At 68.3% G+C, this 16130-nt stretch carries 18 protein-coding genes; 10 read left to right on the plus strand and 8 right to left on the minus strand.

The window, feature by feature from the left end; genetic code table 11:
- Positions 1–26 precede the first annotated feature (26 nt).
- Genes VF106_RS20975 through VF106_RS20985 form a run of 3 tightly spaced genes read left to right on the plus strand, consistent with a single transcriptional unit; the run spans position 27 to position 2764 of the window.
- Complete coding sequence (locus VF106_RS20975) at positions 27–218, plus strand: lasso RiPP family leader peptide-containing protein (RefSeq protein WP_330841464.1); 192 nt, start codon at positions 27–29, stop codon at positions 216–218.
- Positions 219–222: 4 nt separating this feature from the next.
- On the plus strand, positions 223–2034 hold the full coding sequence (locus VF106_RS20980) for an albusnodin/ikarugamycin family macrolactam cyclase (protein ID WP_330841465.1): 1812 nt from the start codon (positions 223–225) through the stop codon (positions 2032–2034).
- The gene (locus VF106_RS20985) at positions 2027–2764 is read left to right on the plus strand and encodes a lasso peptide biosynthesis B2 protein (RefSeq protein ID WP_330841466.1); all 738 of its coding nucleotides are present in this window, start codon (positions 2027–2029) and stop codon (positions 2762–2764) included. Before VF106_RS20980 ends, VF106_RS20985 begins: the two co-directional genes overlap by 8 nt.
- A 23-nt stretch (positions 2765–2787) precedes the next feature.
- Here VF106_RS20985 and VF106_RS20990 read toward each other — a convergent pair whose 3' ends face one another.
- Entirely contained in the window at positions 2788–2943 is a 156-nt protein-coding gene (locus tag VF106_RS20990) for a hypothetical protein (RefSeq protein ID WP_330841467.1), read from the minus strand.
- 562 nt (positions 2944–3505) lie between these two features.
- Here VF106_RS20990 and ribB point away from each other — a divergent pair.
- The 3 genes from ribB (at position 3506) to VF106_RS21005 (ending at position 5547) form a co-directional block, all read left to right on the plus strand.
- Positions 3506–4087: a 3,4-dihydroxy-2-butanone-4-phosphate synthase gene (ribB, locus tag VF106_RS20995; protein WP_414639037.1), complete on the plus strand. Its 582-nt coding sequence runs from the start codon at positions 3506–3508 to the stop codon at positions 4085–4087.
- A gap of 49 nt (positions 4088–4136) precedes the next feature.
- On the plus strand, positions 4137–4703 hold the full coding sequence (locus VF106_RS21000) for a hypothetical protein (protein WP_330841468.1): 567 nt from the start codon (positions 4137–4139) through the stop codon (positions 4701–4703).
- A gap of 127 nt (positions 4704–4830) precedes the next feature.
- Positions 4831–5547 carry a hypothetical protein gene (locus VF106_RS21005; protein ID WP_330841469.1) on the plus strand — a complete coding sequence of 239 codons (717 nt, stop codon included), beginning with the start codon at positions 4831–4833 and terminating at the stop codon, positions 5545–5547.
- Positions 5548–5569: 22 nt separating this feature from the next.
- Here the strand turns inward: VF106_RS21005 and VF106_RS21010 are convergent, their stop codons facing one another.
- Positions 5570–7615, minus strand: a complete 2046-nt coding sequence (locus VF106_RS21010) for an ATP-binding protein (RefSeq protein WP_330841470.1) — start codon at positions 7613–7615, stop codon at positions 5570–5572.
- Between the two features lie 479 nt (positions 7616–8094).
- Between VF106_RS21010 and VF106_RS21015 the strand changes: the two genes are divergently transcribed.
- The gene (locus VF106_RS21015) at positions 8095–8718 is read left to right on the plus strand and encodes a hypothetical protein (protein WP_330841471.1); all 624 of its coding nucleotides are present in this window, start codon (positions 8095–8097) and stop codon (positions 8716–8718) included.
- On the opposite strand, the gene VF106_RS21020 is transcribed toward VF106_RS21015, so the two are convergent.
- A complete protein-coding gene (locus VF106_RS21020) occupies positions 8683–9717 on the minus strand; it encodes a hypothetical protein (RefSeq protein ID WP_330841472.1) in 1035 nt (344 codons plus the stop codon). The genes VF106_RS21015 and VF106_RS21020 overlap by 36 nt on opposite strands.
- A 1-nt stretch (position 9718) precedes the next feature.
- Complete coding sequence (locus VF106_RS21025) at positions 9719–10054, minus strand: DUF6317 family protein (protein ID WP_330841473.1); 336 nt, start codon at positions 10052–10054, stop codon at positions 9719–9721.
- 202 nt (positions 10055–10256) lie between these two features.
- Here VF106_RS21025 and VF106_RS21030 point away from each other — a divergent pair, with 202 nt between their 5' ends.
- On the plus strand, positions 10257–11846 hold the full coding sequence (locus tag VF106_RS21030; protein WP_330841474.1) for a glycosyl hydrolase family 18 protein: 1590 nt from the start codon (positions 10257–10259) through the stop codon (positions 11844–11846).
- Positions 11847–11904: 58 nt separating this feature from the next.
- Here VF106_RS21030 and VF106_RS21035 read toward each other — a convergent pair whose 3' ends face one another.
- From VF106_RS21035 to soxR, 4 genes are all read right to left on the minus strand, one after another.
- A complete protein-coding gene (locus tag VF106_RS21035) occupies positions 11905–12162 on the minus strand; it encodes a hypothetical protein (protein ID WP_330841475.1) in 258 nt (85 codons plus the stop codon).
- A gap of 47 nt (positions 12163–12209) precedes the next feature.
- A complete protein-coding gene (locus VF106_RS21040) occupies positions 12210–12575 on the minus strand; it encodes an alpha/beta fold hydrolase (RefSeq protein ID WP_330841476.1) in 366 nt (121 codons plus the stop codon).
- Positions 12572–13597 (minus strand): ankyrin repeat domain-containing protein, encoded by a 1026-nt coding sequence (locus tag VF106_RS21045; protein WP_330841477.1) that lies wholly within the window; start codon positions 13595–13597, stop codon positions 12572–12574. Before VF106_RS21045 ends, VF106_RS21040 begins: the two co-directional genes overlap by 4 nt.
- 258 nt (positions 13598–13855) lie before the next feature.
- Positions 13856–14320: a redox-sensitive transcriptional activator SoxR gene (gene soxR / locus VF106_RS21050; RefSeq protein WP_330841478.1), complete on the minus strand. Its 465-nt coding sequence runs from the start codon at positions 14318–14320 to the stop codon at positions 13856–13858.
- Positions 14321–14405: 85 nt separating this feature from the next.
- Between soxR and VF106_RS21055 the strand changes: the two genes are divergently transcribed.
- Together VF106_RS21055 and VF106_RS21060 are read left to right on the plus strand one after the other, a co-directional pair.
- A complete protein-coding gene (locus tag VF106_RS21055) occupies positions 14406–15293 on the plus strand; it encodes an NmrA/HSCARG family protein (RefSeq protein ID WP_330841479.1) in 888 nt (295 codons plus the stop codon).
- A gap of 36 nt (positions 15294–15329) precedes the next feature.
- Complete coding sequence (locus VF106_RS21060) at positions 15330–16073, plus strand: IclR family transcriptional regulator (protein WP_330841480.1); 744 nt, start codon at positions 15330–15332, stop codon at positions 16071–16073.
- Positions 16074–16130 lie beyond the last annotated feature (57 nt).

Consider the following 16130-nt stretch of genomic DNA (forward strand, 5'->3'; position numbering starts at 1 on the left):
GTGGTCGAAGCATGAAGGTGTGAGCCATGAAACTGTTCCGCATACGGAAAACCGTGCCCGCGGGCGCATCCGACTCGCGCGCGGCGGATCTCCCCGTTCTCGGCACGGAGCCGTCATACGAGCCGCCCCGGGTATCGGATCTCGGTCATGTGCGTGAGCTGACGCTGGGCAGTTCCTCCAGCGGAAACGCCGATTCGAACTCCCAGTACTACTGGTAGGGACATGAGCGAGGCGCCTGTGCTGGTCGGCTCCTTTCCTGACCGGGACGGGGTTTCTCCGCCGACGATGCGCACCTGGGGATCGTGGCGGCCCGGCGAGCTGCGCACCGTCGAGCACATCGGTGGGCGGCTGGTTGTCGTCGGCCAGTGCTTCGCGGACGATCGCCGCCTGCGAGCCGATTTCGAACGGGCACTGGCGACCGACCGGCCGCGGTCGCTCACCCGATGGCCGGGCAGCTACCTCACGCTGGTGTTCCGAGAACACGACCTCACCGCGTTCACCGACCTCGCCGGCCAGTACCCGCTGTACTACCGGGTCGCGGACGGTCAGACGGTTTTCGGCACGCACGCGAGGGCGACGGCGCGGGCGAGCGGCCTCGAACCTGAGCCGGACCTGCTGACACTGGCGGCGAAGGTGATCTGCCCGGATGTGCCGATACTGACCGAGGACCGCTCCGTCTACATGGGACTCAGCCGACTCGGCGGCGGTCAGGCGCTGCGGGTCACGCGTGGTGGCCACCACGCGACCTGGACCTACGAGACACTGGCGCCCGATCCGGCGACGTCGTTCGCCGATGCCGCCGGCGCGCTGAAGGAAGCGCTCGACGCCGCCGTGCGCGCACGGGTCGACGCGGCACCGCGCGTCTCATCGGACTTCAGCGGTGGACTCGACTCGACGTCATTGGCATTCCTCGCGGCACGGCATCGGCCGAGCGCCCCACTGCCCGTCTTCACCTATCAGCAGTCGGCGGGGCCGGCGAGCGACGCCGACCACGCGAGGCGCTACGCCGGCCTGGACGCACGACTGCGGCTCACGGTGGTACGGGGCACGAACAGCACGTTGACCTATCAGGACCTGGACCAGGCCGAGGCGACCGAGCTGCCGGGCGCCGGTGTGGTCGTCCATGCCAGGACGCGGGAACTACTCAGCCGGGTCGCCAATGCCGGCGCCGGGATCCACCTCGGCGGTGAGGGCGCGGACGCACTGCTCGTCGCGCCGCCCGGCTATCTCGCCGATCTCGCCCGTCAACGGGCCCTGCGACGGCTCCGGCGGGACTGCGTGGAGTTGGCCCGCATCCGCAAGGTCTCTCCCGCCAGAGTGCTGGCCAGGTCGACCAGACTGTCGGTGACCACGGTCGACCGGGCGCTGCGCTCGCTCGCGCGTCGGCTGGACCGCCCGGTCGACAGGTGCGTCGAATGGCTCGACGCGATTGCCTGGTGGCCGCGACCGGGCCCCGAAGGTGGCTGGCTCACACAGGAGATGCGGCGGGAGCTGACAGCTCTCGTGCGGTGCAAGGCCGAGGGCACGCACGAGCTGGGCGGGCTCGGTGTGGGCGACGTCGCCGCGATCGGGGAGGTCCGGGTCGCCGGCGCCGTCCAGCGACAGCTCGACGAGGTCGGCAGGACGATGGGCGTCTGGCCGCAGGCGCCGTTCCTCGACAACGAGGTCATCCGCGCCTGTCTGTCGATCCCGGCGTCGCGGCGCGCGAATCCGCTGGCGTTCAAACCGCTGCTGGCCAGTGCGCTGGCCGGTCTGGTGCCGGCACCGGTCCTCTCACGACAGACCAAGGGCAACTACTCGGCGGAGGACTACCGAGGCGCACGGCTCGCGTCCGGCAACCTGAGGAACCGCGTCGCTCGGCTCCGGTTGGTGGAGCTCGGTGTGGTCGAAAGGGCGCCGGTCATGGCCTCGCTCGAGAACGCGATCGACGGGTTGCGGGCACCGTTCTCCGCCTTCAACCGACTACTGGCCACCGACCTGTGGCTCGACGGCATCGAGCAGGCCACCAGCTCTGGAGGAGGTGACCGTGAGTAGCGTGCGGATTCCCCGTCATGTGCGCAGCAGCGTCGCGGACCATGGCGGCAGTGTCGTACTGAACCTGCGGACCGGCCGCTGGCACGCGTTGAACGCACCGGCGCGACAACTGTGGACCGAGCTGTGCAGGACGGGCGACTTCGACGACGCGGTGAGCAGTATCGCCGCAGGCTATCCGGCGGAGTGGCGACCACGGATCCGGGAGGACGCCGAGACGCTCCTCGCCGCGCTGTCCGACCGCCGTCTCGTGGTGCTCGGACCGCGGGCGGAGCCCGCGCCGGCCGACGTCGACGCCGAGTCGGCACGTCCGTCCACCGTGGTCACCGCGACCGCGACCGCGACCGGGGCCGAAGGGGCGGAGCGTCGGATCCGCGCCCATGTCGGGCTCGTCCTGGCTCTGCTGTTGCTGAGACTGCCGTTCCGCTGGACGACCCGGACCGTCGCGTGGACTCGCCGTCGATGCCGGACAGAGGCCACCGTGCCGGAGGCCATCGGCATGCTTCTCGCGGTCGACGAGGCAGCGAGACGCTGTCCGGCGCGTGCCGCGTGCCTCGAACGCTCGCTCGGCGCCGTGCTGACCGCCGCGTTGTGCGGACGCCGGGTGGACTGGGTGATGGGGGTTGCCGAGGACCCGTATCGGTTCCACGCGTGGCTCGAGACCCGCGGTGCCGCGGTGCTCAGCGCACCGGAAGCCGATCTTCACACGTTCCGCCGGGTGTTCGTTCAATGAACACCCGGCGGAACACCGTGCGGTCACCGGAGGAACGACTCGATCACCGCCGCCTCGTCGTACCGAAGGACCAGCAGGACCAACACGATCACGATGATCCACCGGGACTGGCGTGCGCCGGGCAGGGCGATGGTCGGCATCGCGCTGCAGTGAGCACTGAATGTGATCTCGGCTTTCATGACTCTCCTGTCGGGGTTTGAACAGCTGACAAACAAAGTCATACGCCTTGTTTTCGGGAGTGCAACAGGCATGACAATCGGCCGTGCGCGGCACTCTTCGACCGATGCCCGTGTCCCGAATCGGAATTCTCCCGACGCGTCCCTTGATTTTGACACGCGCTGTCGTTCGAGTTTGGTGTCGGCCCTGGTGTCGCGGCCCGGCGACAACGCGAATTCGACGAGATGGCGGACGGTCGCCCCGGTCTGGCGTCGGATGCCCTGTTGTCGACCGAAAATCTACCAGCCGGTAGTGTCAGGCGGCCGCCGGCCGCTCGCATGATCGACGCGGGGCTCGCGCCGGTCGGTGTCGACGACGTCAGTCGAGCGTTCGAGCAACAGATTGAACAAACCGACCGCGCCGACGCCGGTCCACCGACTCAAAACCAGAGAAATCCCGGTCTTGTCTTGGAGATGAACACCAATCGTCGGGCAGCTGGACCGACGCGCGCAAAGAATCTTGAGAAAGGCCGAAAATCACCCGAGCGGGCGATACGCGGTCCTCGGGTGTCGTCGTACCCCACGGATGGCCGTCGACGTCTTCCGCACCGGCGGCCTGGTCGTGGTCGTCGACGACGAGGACCGGGAGAACGAAGGCGACCTCATCTGCGCCGCGGCCACCATCACACCGGACGACGTGGCGTTCATCGTCCGCCACACCAGCGGCATCGTCTGCGTGCCGATGTCGCCCACCATGGTGGACCGGCTCGGCATCCCGCAGATGACCCGACGCAACCGCGATCCGTTCAGCACGGCGTTCACCGTCAGCGTCGACGCTCGGCGTGGCGTGACCACCGGTGTGTCGGCGGCTGACCGGGCACACACCATCCGTCTCCTGGCCGATCCCCACGCCTCGGCGGACGATCTCGTCACGCCGGGGCATGTGTTCCCCCTGCGCGCCGCGGAGAACGGCGTGCTGGACCGTCGTGGTCACACCGAAGCCGCACTCGACCTGGCCCGCCTCGCGGGTGTGCCGGAAGCCGGCGTCCTGGCCGAACTGGTCAACGACGACGGCACGATGATGCGCGGCCCCGAGCTGCGTGCGTTCGCCGACGACCACCAACTGCCGCTGATCTCGATCGCGGACCTCGCCGCCCACCGGGAGTGAGCGATTCGTGGGTCGGCAACCTGTGGCGCCGGCGCGCGTCCTGCCCACTATGAGGCGGTTTCGGTGGTTCGCGGCCGGTGGTGCGGTGGTCGCGGTCGCGGTGACGTGGTGGCTGCTCGCACGCGACGAACCGCCGATGGACGAGGCGCTGCTCGAATCGGTGCGACCGACGATCCACGAACAACTACCGCGAAGCCGGGAGGTCAGCGGGGGCGGCATGCTCACCGGGTCACGCCAGGATCTGCGACCGCGGTGGTTCTGTGCGGAGAAGCCGATCGAGATCTGGCGGCAGGGCACCGACATCCGGGTCGGGCTGGTCACCCACTGCGCCGAGTACGGACGAGACGGCGACGCCCTGGTCAGCGGCACCGCTGTCAGCGGCGCGATGGCGGTCACGGTGACCGGTGAACCGGGGTCGTACCGGCTGTCGAAAGTCCGGTGGGGGAGTGACGGCGCCGCGCACGTGTCGTCGATCGAGCGGATGTTCACTCCGGCGGGTGCCCGGGAAGCACTCCAGGCCGAGCGTGGTGGTCACGGGCCGGGCTCGGCCACGCTGGAGGAGGAAGCACGTCGCCATTTCGGGCTGCCGCCGAACGCGCCGGTGCTCCCTGGGTGAGCAGCGCTCGCCGACCTCCCGTGCGTGACGTCGCTGCCGTGAATTTCTTGTTGCCCTGACCGATAATCTCTCCTCAGCTCTGCTCGGGGTCAGGGCACAACACCTGTCGTCCTGGGGAGTAAGAGACGTGACCGAGCAGCAGCAGGCTGTGTATGTGCCGCCCAAGAAGAAGAACGTCGGCATGTGGGCGACTGTCGGCCTCCTGGTGGTGATCGTCGTCGTCGCGGTGGTGTTCGCGGAGTCGCCCGAGCCCGCACCGGTCGCGGACGCCTCGCTCGAAACCGGGTTGCTCGGCGCCGCCGACTTCCCGACGGGGTTCTACGTCTCGAACATGACGCAGGCCGAGCTGGACGAGCTGCCGACGTCGGAGATGCCGGAGACGGTCAACCCGACGGAGTGTTCGGAGCTGTTGCGTGACGTCGAGCCGGTGAGGGAGAGCCAGTCGATCGCGGTGGTCCAGGCGAGTGACGCCGAGCATGGCGTCTGGTACACGCAGACCGTCGTGCGTGCCAGCGAGGTGCCGGACTTCGACCCCGTGCGGGCCGACGCGATACTCGAGGCCTGCGCCGAGATGATCTACCGGGACAAGGACGGCTTCTTGGCCACCGTGTACGCCAGCCGGGTCGACGGGGTGGTGGGTGAGGGCTACGCGCGGACCGTCGGCACGGCCGAGGACTACGGCATGGGTGGGTTCACCGTCGCGGCCGCGGTGACGAAGGTGGAGGCGCACATCGTCGTGTTCGTCGGCGTCGGTGCGTACAACGCGTTCGGACCGATGCTCGACGAGGTCGAGTTCGTGCGCCTGGCCAACGCGGCCAACGACCTGGTCCGGTCGGCTCTCTGACCAGACCGAGCGTGAGACGTCGTCACGTTTCCCCAAGTAGTTGTTGGACGCCCGCCGCTTCTTTCGTTCGGTTCTGGGTCTTGTACAACCGCAGGGCCTGGTGCCACGCGTCGCGGGCCCGCGCGTGCTCGCCCATGGCGGCGTGCGCCTGCCCCAGCGTGGTCAGGATGTCGGCTTCGTAGTAGGTATTGCCGATGTCGCGGTGCAGAGCGATCGATCGGCCGCTGTAGTCCAGGGCCTGGCGGTACTGCCCGGTCCAGAAGGCCAGGTAGGCGTGGATACCGAGCGACAGCGCCTCGCCGTTGCGGTTCTGATGGTCGCGGTGGAGTTTGAGAGCTGCCTCGCAGTAGGTGCGGGCCTGCTCGTACTGACCTGTGTGCCCGGCGTACCAGGCTGTCTGGTTGAGCCCGCGGGCCTCCCACTCCTGGTTGCCGAGCGTCTGGAACAGTTGCAGGGAGCGGGCGGCGTGCTTCAACGCCAACGCGACATTTCCCTGCTGACCCCAGGCCCATGCGAGAATTCGCTGCGTGTGAGCTTGGCTGGGCATATCTCTGGCGTGTGTCGCCAGGGTCATGGCCCGGTCGAGATGGTCGAGGGCCTCGGCATGCTGTCCCAGCAGGGCACATGCCTCCGCGAGCAACCGATGTGCCAGGGCCTGGACAGCCGGGTCCCCCAGGTGCCGGGCCGCGTTCAGTCCGGCGCGACCAACGGCGACCTGATCGGACAGGCGTCCCCGCCGCCAGTGGTAGGTGTGCAGTGCCGGGGCCAACTGCCACACCGGTGTGTGCCACCCCATGGCGACGGCCAGACGTTGCGCTGCCAGCAGACCGGGGTGTTCGGTGTCGAGCCAGGCCAACGCCGTCGCCGTGTCCTGCGGGGCGTGCGGATGACAACCGGGCGCGTGTTGGGCGAGCTCGACCGACTCGCGGTGCGGGTCGAGTAGTTGATCGGCGGCGTAGGCGGTGTGCACGTAGAAGTCGCCGATTCGCCGGAGCGCCGCCAGCTGGACGGGCTCGGAAAGGTGCTTCGCGGCCTGGTCCTTGGCATGCAGGCGAACGAGGTCATGCATTCGCCATCGGCCGGGCACATGCTGTTGGATCAGGGACACCCGCTCCAGGGCTTCGAGCGCGACCTTGGTCCGGGAAACGGGCAGTCCGTTCAGGTCCGCCGCGGCCGCCGTACTGATGTCCGGCACCGGCGCCAGGCCGAGTAGTGCGAACGTCTCGGCTTGTTCCGTGGCCAACGTCGCGGTCGACCATGACAACACCGCCGTCAAGCTGGCCGTGGGATCACCGGTGTCGAGGGTGTCCAGGCGGGTGGCGGAGTCCCGAAGCTCGTCGACCCAGGTAGCCAGCGGGAACGCGCGATGCTCAGCAGCGCGGCCGGCCACGATGCCCAACGCCAACGGCAGTCCCGCACAGTATGCGATCAGTTCAGCGACCGCCTGGCTCTCGGTCTTCTGGCGCTGTCGACCAAGACGGTCTGCCAGCAGTTCGTCGGCCTCCTCATCGGTGAGCACATCCAGGTCCACGCGGCGAGCGCCCTGGGTGGCATTCAACCCGATGAGCTTGTCGCGGCTGGTGATCAGCACGGTGCAGGTCGGACTGCCTGGCAGCAGGGAAGCGACATGAGCGCTGTCCTTGGCGTTGTCCAACATGATCAGCATTCGTCTGTTCGCCACCATTGTGCGATACAGCCCCACCTGCGCTTCGAACGTCCCCGGAACCAGAGCGGGCTCGACACCGAAGGCGTCGAGAAAGTACCGCACCGCGACCGTCGGCGCTGTCGGTTCTCCGTCGGGACTGAACCCTCCCAGGTCGACGAACAGTTGCCCGTCCGGAAAAAGGTGGCGGTGTTGATGTGCCCATTGCAGGCCAAGCCACGTCTTGCCCACCCCGCCCGGCCCGGTAATCGTCGAGATGACCACTGTTTCGCCCGCGCCAGCCGCGTCGTCCATGGCCGCGGTCAACTGGGTGAGTGCGTCACGCCTGCCGATGAAGTGGCCCGGCGGCGGCGGTAACTGGCTCGGCGCGGGAAAGGAGCGGGAGATGCCCGGTGGCTCTTCCATGGAAGCTGTGGCGCGGCGACCAGAAGTCTGCAGAGAGTGCCACCTTTCCTGCCATGGCTTCCATGCTTTTTCTTGCACGCCAACGGCTGCGTACACAACGAACCGAATGCTGTGACTCCACTCCCAGTCGGAGATGCGATCGCGTTTCGCGAACCAGTTGTAGAAGGTCGACACGGCGATGAAATCCGTTACCCCTTCCTCGCTTGCCAGGTTGCTGGCGGCCGCGTACCAACTGCGTTTGTTCATGCCGAGTTTCTCTGCTTCGCGAAGCAGGTCGCGAAAATAAGACCGCGGAGTGTCGGGATCTCGGCTGCCGCGAGACATCACCTTGACTCCGATCTTGTTCGCAGAATGCGATCTCTGGGTTTCTTGGACGCGTCGCCCTTTCTAAGATCGTGGACGGGCTTGTCCTCGGCGTTGCACGCTTGAGCCTGCTTCTCCCGCCACGTCGATATGATATTCCAGGAGCGTTCCACGTCATGGTTACCTTCGATCTGAACCGACGCCCAGGTGCCCTCACGCCCGCGCTCGGCCTTGGCGTCGACATCGTCGGCTACGGTTGCCGGCCGGCGCGTGTGCGGCAGGACGCGCAGCAGCGGCTGCTCGCGCTGATGCGGGGGGTGTTGGGCGACGTCGGCATCCAGCTCGGCACTGTGCTGTACGGAGGGATGTCGGGCGACAGCATGTCCCTCGTCCTGCCTCCGGCGACAGACCCGACTCGCGCGCTCCCCGGCCTGCTGATGGCCGCGTCAATGCGGTTCGCCGAGGACAACGAGCGTTACCGCGACCGGATCAGAGTCCGGATGGGCCTGGACTTCGGCCTCGCCGGCCGCGGCCCACTCGGGCTCGTCGGCAACCTGATCGTCGATCTCGACCGGCTCACCGACAATCCGGCGATCCGTCAGGCGGTCGTCGACCACCTCGACGCGGATGTCGTCGCGCTGATCTCGAACCGACTCCATGGGCTCGTCGCGCCGATCGAGCAGCTGAGCCTCAAACACGTCGAGGTCATCGTCAAGGAGTACGCCGCACCCGCGTGGCTCTGGACGCATGGCGATCGAGAGTGGTCAGCGAGCCTCCGACGCGCCGCCCTGGTGCGGTAGCGCGCGGTGGATCCGGCCGGGCACCAACTGCAGCTCCGAGGTCGAGTAGTGGTGGTAGATGAGGTCGTTCTCGTTCCGCCACGCCTTCACGCTCTCCGGCGTCCACCCTCTGCCGAACTGTCGAGCGAGTGCCTCGTCGCCCAGCTTGTTGTCCACGGAGCCCTCGCCGGTCAGTCGCATCCCGGTCAGGTTCGGTTCCCTCGCGCCCGGTATCCGATCAAGTGGGAGCCGGTGCTCGGACAGGTCCGGGACGCCGTCGCGCCAGCGGATCGACTCGCCGGGGTGCAGGCCGTAGTCGCCGGGTCGGTGTGGCACCCATACGCCGTGGCCCGGACGGCCCTCGACCCAGTCACCCGCGCCCTTCCGAGGCAGCCGGATCCGGCCCTCGACCCCCCAATCGAGCTGGTCGTCCGTGTCGCGTCGACCCTGGCGGCGGATACCGAGGCGTCGGCCACCGCGCCTGCCGCCTCCGCCCCCGCTCATCGCGTCGATGATCTCCTGCATTTCCTGCTTTGCCTGCACCGCGTGCTTCTCGAGCATCGTGTTGGCGGTCCGGATCTGCGTGCGAGCCTCGTCGGCGAGCTGCTTCGCGCCATTGACCTTGGTCTGCGCGATGCCGATCAACGCCGCCGCGTCCTGCCGATCCGACATGTACGCGCGCACCGTGAGGTCGGGCTGGATGAACAGGCCGTTCCTGTCGGCGAACCGACGCGCGTCCTCGAGTTCCTGCCTGGCTCGCGCCATGGACTTGGCGGCGACCTCGAGCCCTTTGGCGTAGGTGTCGAGCGGACTGCCGATGCCCTTGATCGCCATGCTGAACCGGTACCAGTGCCGCTGCATGGCGCTGGCCGCGTCACCGCCCCACCTGTCCGGCACGGTGTCCATGACATCGCGGTTCACCTGTTCGGTCAGCCGCTCCAGCTCACCGCCGGTCTGCCGTGCGGCGGCGCCGAGCGTCTGCACACTCTCCGACGATCCGAAACCCTCTGGGTCAGCCATGTCACACCTGCGGCACGTCCGTGCGCACGCCGAGATCTTCGGCGGCGATCCGGTTCATGTCCTCGGCGGAGTCGAGGTCGCTCGTGTCGTAGTCCTCGGCGATCTCCGTCAGGATGGTCCCCGTCAGCTCCAGTCCCTGGCCGAACTGGCCGAACAGGGTGTTGATCGTGTCGATCAGTGTCCGCGTCTCGGCGTCCAGGGCGGCCTCTCCGGTGTCGACGGCCGCCGCGCTCTGCTGAACGGGACCGCCGAGTTGTTGAACGCCCTTCTGTTGTCCGGTGAATGTGCCGGCGAGCCGGACAAGCGATGGCGTGGACACGCGGTAGCCGTCGGACATGGCGCACCCTTCGGGAGTGTGGTCGTCCCCTCACCAGATGTTACGGCCCCCGCGGGCCCCCACGAACCGGAAAGTTCCCTAAAGAAAAGTCCTGATCGTCTCCGTTAGGCCGTTGGAGTGACAAAATGGTCTGGACCCTTGCATCCCTTGTGGTCTAGACCACATGTTGGGGCAACGCTCCGTCCCTGTTGCAAGGAGTCTGATGTCCAAGCTGAAATGGCCCCACATGGTGGGGATCTGTACCGCCACGGTCGCGCTCGTGCTCGGTGTCACCGCGGCGCCCGCGTCCGGCGCGGGCGGTGTCTCGGCGAGCTTCACCAAGGGTGCCGACTGGGGCACCGGTTACGAGGGCAAGTACACGATCACCAACGGCAGTTCGTCGGCACGTTCGTCGTGGCAGGTCGAGTTCGACCTGCCGTCCGGCCACCGGATCTCCAGCCTGTGGGACGGCGGCTACACGGCCAGCGGCCAGCACGTGACCGTCAAGAACACCTGGAACGGCAGCATCGCGCCGGGCGCCTCGGTGAGCTTCGGTTTCAACGTCGCCTACTCGGGCGCCTACGCCGCGCCGGCCAACTGCAAGCTGGACGGCGGCTCGTGCGACGCGGGTGGCACACCACCCACCGACCCGCCACCCACGGACCCGCCACCCACCGATCCGCCGCCGAACCCCGGCGGCCTCAAGAACCTCGGCTACTTCGCGCAGTGGGGCGTCTACGGCCGCCAGTACTTCGTGAAGAACATCGTCACGAGCGGGTCGGCCGCGAAGCTGACGCACATCAACTACGCGTTCGGCAACGTGACCAACGGGCAGTGCGCCATCGGTGACGCCTACGCCGACTACGACATGGCCTACACCGCGGCCAACAGCGTCGACGGCGTGGCCGACACGTGGGACGCCGGCGCGTTGCGCGGCAGCTTCAACCAGCTGCGCAAGCTGAAGCGGCAGTTCCCGCACATCAAGGTCCTGTTCTCCTTCGGCGGATGGACCTGGTCCGGCGGCTTCGGTCAGGCCGCGGCGAACCCGGCCGCGTTCGCCGACTCCTGCTACCGGCTGGTCGAGGACCCGCGCTGGGCCGACGTGTTCGACGGCATCGACATCGACTGGGAGTACCCGAACGCCTGTGGTCTGTCCTGTGACAGCAGCGGCCCGGCCGCGTTCAAGAACCTGATGCAGGCACTGCGTGCCCGCTTCGGCTCTGGCAACCTGGTCACCGCCGCGATCACCGCCGACGGCTCGAACGGCGGCAAGATCGACGCGGCCGACTACGGCGGCGCGTCGGCGTACCTCAACTGGTACAACGTGATGACCTACGACTACTTCGGCGCGTTCAACGCGCAGGGCCCGACCGCCCCGCACTCGCCGTTGACGTCGTACACCGGTATCCCGCAGGCCGGCTTCAACTCCGACGCCGCGATCCAGAAGCTGAAGAGCAAGGGCGTCCCGGCGAGCAAGTTGTTGCTGGGCATCGGGTTCTACGGCCGCGGTTGGACCGGCGTCACCCAGGAGGCCCCGGGTGGTTCCGCGACGGGCGCCGCGCCGGGCACGTACGAGGCGGGCATCGAGGACTACAAGGTTCTCAAGAACCGTTGCCCCGCCAACAGAACGGTCGCCGGCACGGCATACGCGAAGTGCGGAAGCGAGTGGTGGAGCTACGACACCCCGGCCACGATCGGCGGCAAGATGTCCTGGGCCAGGACCCAGGGCCTCGGCGGCGCCTTCTTCTGGGAACTGTCCGGCGACACCGGAAACGGTGAGCTGATCACCGCGATGCGCAACGGCCTGGGCTAGCACTCGACCGGGAACGCCACGGCCCTCGTGCTCTGTCACGAGGGCCATGGCGTGTCCGTCAGACCCGGTTGTACTGGAAGTACCAGCCACCGTTGGAGAAGTAGCACCCCCAGGCCGGATAGACCTGTCGTTTTTGTTCCATGTCAACCTGGCAGGGCGCCTGTTCGGCGTAGGGGCCCACGGTGATCCAGTTCGTCGCCTGCGCCACGCCGGGCGTGACGAGTGCGATGACGGCGGCCGCGGCGAGGCTGGCGGTGGTCAGGACGCGCATGGCTTGTACCTCCTCGATGTACGCGATGCCATGGTGCCCAAACATTCCGTCTCACCACACCGCCGATCGGTCGCAGTGGTCTAGTCCAATTCTCAGGTCGTGTAGCCGGCCACCAGATCGGCGACGGCTCCCGGGCGGGTAACGAACGGGCGGTGGTCGGTCGGCCATTCGACCACAGTTTCCGCGCGTGCCGCCATCGTGCGTTGCGAGTCGGCGGGGATGGCGTTGTCGTTGGCGCAGACCACATACGTCGTCGGGATCGTCCGATAGGCCGGTGTCACGATGGACAGTCTGGCTGCCGCGTAGGAGACCACCGCGCCGCCGTAGGAGCGCGCCACGACAACGGTTCCTGGTCGGGCGGCCTGGATCGCGGACCTGGTGGTCGCCACGTCGGCGGTGAGGCCGGCGAGCGGCAGTTCGACGGCTGTCGCTGCCATGTCGCGCCGCCGCTTGGTCATGTCGGTGAATCCATGAGGGACTGGAGGATGGCCACGACCTCGTTGTGCCCTGGGCTGTCGGGACTGGCTGGGCACCATTCCAGCGGCGTGCGGTGTCGGGCGGGGTCGCGGAGGTTCGGGTCCGCGCCGTGGGTGAGTAGCCGTCGGACGGCGGCGGGTCTGCCGTTGCCGGCGGCGATGTGCAGCGGCAGCCGCTGCCATTTCGCGTCCGGTTCGTTGACCGGGGTGCCGGCGGCCACGAGTTGGTCGATGACCTCGAGCCGTTGGTGGTCGGCGGCGAACACCAGTGCCCGCAGGCGGCTCTGTCGAGTGGACCGGTCCAGGGGCGAGCCGCTGATGTCGCCTGCCGCGGCGGCCATTTCCAGGCTGTCGACGCGGGCGCCGGCGGCTACCAGGAGGTCGAGGACCTCGGTCATGCCGAAGACCGCCGCGTGCTGCAGGGCGCTGCCGCTGGGCACGCCGCCGGAGTCCGGTGTGGAGACGGCGTCGACGTCGGCGCCGGCCTCGATGAGGACCTTGGCCACCTCGGCGTCACCGTAGCTGGCGGCGGTGATCAGCGGGGTTTCCCGGTCGCCGGGGTGTCCGTCGACGGGCGCTCCTGCAGCGATCAACGCGGCCGCCATGGTGCCGGTGCCGGGCAGTTCGCGTGGCAGGCCGAGTCGTTCGTGGTCCAGGCACAGCGTGGCCAGGTAGCCGAGCACGTCGGCGCCTCTCCTGTGGTCACTCCAGTGTTCCATCCTGGTGGTGGCCACCTCGGGATGTTCGGCCAGCAGCTCGCTCAGGCGGGACAGGTCGCGGTTGTTAAGGATGTCCCGGCGCTCGACCTCCAGCTTGAGCTTGGCCCAACTCGAGAACCCGTAGTCACGGGCGAGCGCGAGTTGTGCCGAGGCGAGGATGACCCGGTCGGACACCGCCCGAACACGGGTGAGCGCGTCGTGGTCGCCGCGCTGAGCGGCGTGCAGGAGGTCCTTGGCCTGGTGCCGCAACTGGGCGAGGTTCGGGCGGGCGGGCAGGTCGGGCATGACGTCTCCTTCGTTGCCCCGCGGTCCGCGTCGGGGTCGAAAGAGATCGTCATGGGCGGCGACTCGTGCACTGGTGGAGGTGGACTCTGTCCTGCCCGCGGACCCGGCGGCGCCCTCCAGCGCCTGCCGGCCATGGTATCGCTACTGGCTAGTGCCGCTTTTGGACCCGCTGGGCCGGTGTCATGAAAGACGCGATGGGGACGTTCAACGACATGAGCGCGTCTTTCGAGACATTGCCCGCAGAGTGGCCGCGGCCCGTCAGGCTTGCGGCCCTTGTGGTAAGCGGCGTGGGCCGGGGCCTTCGCGGCCCAGGATGTCGCGCGGGTTGGTCAGGTGGCAGATTTTCAGTGACAGGCAGCCGCAGCCGATGCAGTCCGTGAGGTCGTCCCGGAGTGCCTGCAACTGTTCGATGCGCGTGTCGAGCTCGACTCGCCATGCCGCCGACAGGCGGGCCCAGTCCTCGCGGGTCGGGGTGCGTTCACTCGGCAGTTGGTCCAGGGCATCGCGGATCACCTTCAGTGAGATGCCGACGTGTTGGGATGCCCGGATGAACGCGACCCGGCGTAGTGCGTCGCGGCTGTAGCGGCGTTGGTTGCTGGCCGTCCGGGTGCTGCGCAGGAGGCCCTGGCGCTCGTAGAAGTGCAGCGTGGAGATCGCGACGCCGCTGCGGTCGGCGACCTGCCCGACGGTGAGTTCGTGGAACGTGGTGCGGGGTCTCGGCATGGGCGGAACCGTAACGCTTGACCTCAACCGAGGTTGAGGCCAGAGAATCGGCGCCGTCCACGAAATGCGATCAAGGAGCTCATCTGTGACCACCGTTCTCGTCATCGGCGCCACCGGGAAGCAGGGTGGCGCCGTTGCCGACCTGCTGCTCGACCGTGGACACGACGTCACCGCCTACGTGCGGTCACCCGAGTCGCCGTCCGCGCTGGCACTGTCCGACGCTGGGGCGATGCTCGCCACCGGCGACCTGGCCGACCCGGACGCACTCGCCAGGGCCACCGACGGCGTCGACGCGATCTTCGGCCTCTCCGTGCCGTTCGGATCCGGCGGCAAGGACGAGGAGGTCGCCCAGGGGCGCCTGCTGGTCGACGTCGTGGCGCGCACCGGCGCGCACCTTGTCTACTCCTCGGTCCGCGGCGCCGACCGGATGGTGGAAACCGACATCGACCACGCCGACAGCAAGCAGCTCGTCGAGGCGTACCTGCGGGAGCAGCAGGTCCGGGCGACCGTCCTCGGGCCGGTGTACTTCATGGAGAACGTCCTCAACGTCGGGTTCAGTCGCCTCACCGACGGCGTCCTGGCCAACCCGCTCTCCGCCGGCAAGCCGCTGGACCAGGTGACCGTCCGGGACATCGCCGGCCTCGCCGTGCACGCCATCGAGCATCCTGGCCGGTTCGTCGGCGAGCGGATCGACGTGGTGTCCGATCGCGTGACCGGTGAGGAGGCGGCCCGGATCCTGAGCAAGGTGCTCGACCGCGAGATCCCTTACCAGCGGATGCCGTTGGACCAGGTCCGGCACTGGGCCGGCGACGAGGTGGCCGACATGTTCCAGATGTTCGAGGACAACACCGAGTTCGTCGACGTCGACGGGCTGCACGCCAGGTACCCGGACGTGCGGTGGCACAGCTATGCCGACTGGGCAAGGACGGTCGACTGGGACCTCGTCCTGCGGAGCAAGTCGACAGCCGGGTGAGCACGCCCGCCCGGCGGCGTGTCGCAGACTGTTGATGTGGTTGGCGAGTCGGTGGTGTCGCGGGTCGTGCGAATCGTGGAGGCGTTCGCGGCGGGGGAGCGGGCGTTGGGGGTTTCGGAGATCGCGCGGCGGAGCGGACTGCACGTGGCGACCGTGTCGCGGCAGGTGGAGCAGCTGGTCGGGTCCGGGTGGTTGGAACGCACCGAGGACCGGCGGGTACGGATCGGGGTGCGGCTGTGGGAGGTCGCGTCCCGGGCCTCGCCGACCGTGGGGTTGCGCGAGGCCGCCATGCCGTTCATGGAGGACCTGCACGCGGTCGTCGGTCAGCACGTCCAGCTCGGGGTCCGGGAGGGCACCGAGGTCCTGTTCGTGGAACGACTGTCCGCGCCGGGAGCGGTCATCAACCTGACGCCCATCGCGGGGCGGCTGCCGCTGCACGCGTCGTCGGGTGGACTGGTGTTGCTCGCGTTCGCCCCGCCTGACGTGCAGGAGGAGGTCCTTTCGGGACGGTTGCGGCGGTTCACCGACCAGACGATCACCGACCGGGGGCGGTTGCGAAAGGTGTTGGCCGAGGTACGCCGGAACGGTTCGGTGGTGTGCCGTGGGCACATCCACGTCGACGCCGCCGGCGTGGCGGTACCGGTGCGGGACGGGGCCGGTGTGGTGGACGCCGCGCTCGCGGTGGTGGTGCCCAACAACCGGGAGGCGCATCGGGTGGTGCCGGCGCTGCAGACGGCGGCGCACGGGATCACGCGGATGCGGGAGACGCTATCTCGCTGAGTGAGAATCGGGTGGAGGGCGACGCGTTCGGCCGTTGATGCTCCTCGTAGTTCGGGA

The organism is Actinophytocola sp., assembly GCF_036378875.1.
Taxonomy (GTDB): Bacteria; Actinomycetota; Actinomycetes; order Mycobacteriales; family Pseudonocardiaceae; genus Actinophytocola.

Bases quoted from the DNA above. Each gene is read 5' to 3' on its own strand.
- VF106_RS20975 (WP_330841464.1), top strand. From the start codon at position 27: ATGAAACTGTTCCGCATACGGAAAACCGTGCCCGCGGGCGCATCCGAC.
- VF106_RS20980 (WP_330841465.1), top strand. From the start codon at position 223: ATGAGCGAGGCGCCTGTGCTGGTCGGCTCCTTTCCTGACCGGGACGGG.
- VF106_RS20990 (WP_330841467.1), bottom strand. From the start codon at position 2,943: ATGAAAGCCGAGATCACATTCAGTGCTCACTGCAGCGCGATGCCGACC.
- ribB (WP_414639037.1), top strand. From the start codon at position 3,506: ATGGCCGTCGACGTCTTCCGCACCGGCGGCCTGGTCGTGGTCGTCGAC.
- VF106_RS21000 (WP_330841468.1), top strand. From the start codon at position 4,137: ATGAGGCGGTTTCGGTGGTTCGCGGCCGGTGGTGCGGTGGTCGCGGTC.
- VF106_RS21010 (WP_330841470.1), bottom strand. From the start codon at position 7,615: ATGGAAGAGCCACCGGGCATCTCCCGCTCCTTTCCCGCGCCGAGCCAG.
- VF106_RS21015 (WP_330841471.1), top strand. From the start codon at position 8,095: ATGGTTACCTTCGATCTGAACCGACGCCCAGGTGCCCTCACGCCCGCG.
- VF106_RS21020 (WP_330841472.1), bottom strand. From the start codon at position 9,717: ATGGCTGACCCAGAGGGTTTCGGATCGTCGGAGAGTGTGCAGACGCTC.
- VF106_RS21025 (WP_330841473.1), bottom strand. From the start codon at position 10,054: ATGTCCGACGGCTACCGCGTGTCCACGCCATCGCTTGTCCGGCTCGCC.
- VF106_RS21030 (WP_330841474.1), top strand. From the start codon at position 10,257: ATGTCCAAGCTGAAATGGCCCCACATGGTGGGGATCTGTACCGCCACG.
- VF106_RS21035 (WP_330841475.1), bottom strand. From the start codon at position 12,162: ATGTTTGGGCACCATGGCATCGCGTACATCGAGGAGGTACAAGCCATG.
- VF106_RS21040 (WP_330841476.1), bottom strand. From the start codon at position 12,575: ATGACCAAGCGGCGGCGCGACATGGCAGCGACAGCCGTCGAACTGCCG.
- VF106_RS21045 (WP_330841477.1), bottom strand. From the start codon at position 13,597: ATGCCCGACCTGCCCGCCCGCCCGAACCTCGCCCAGTTGCGGCACCAG.
- soxR (WP_330841478.1), bottom strand. From the start codon at position 14,320: ATGCCGAGACCCCGCACCACGTTCCACGAACTCACCGTCGGGCAGGTC.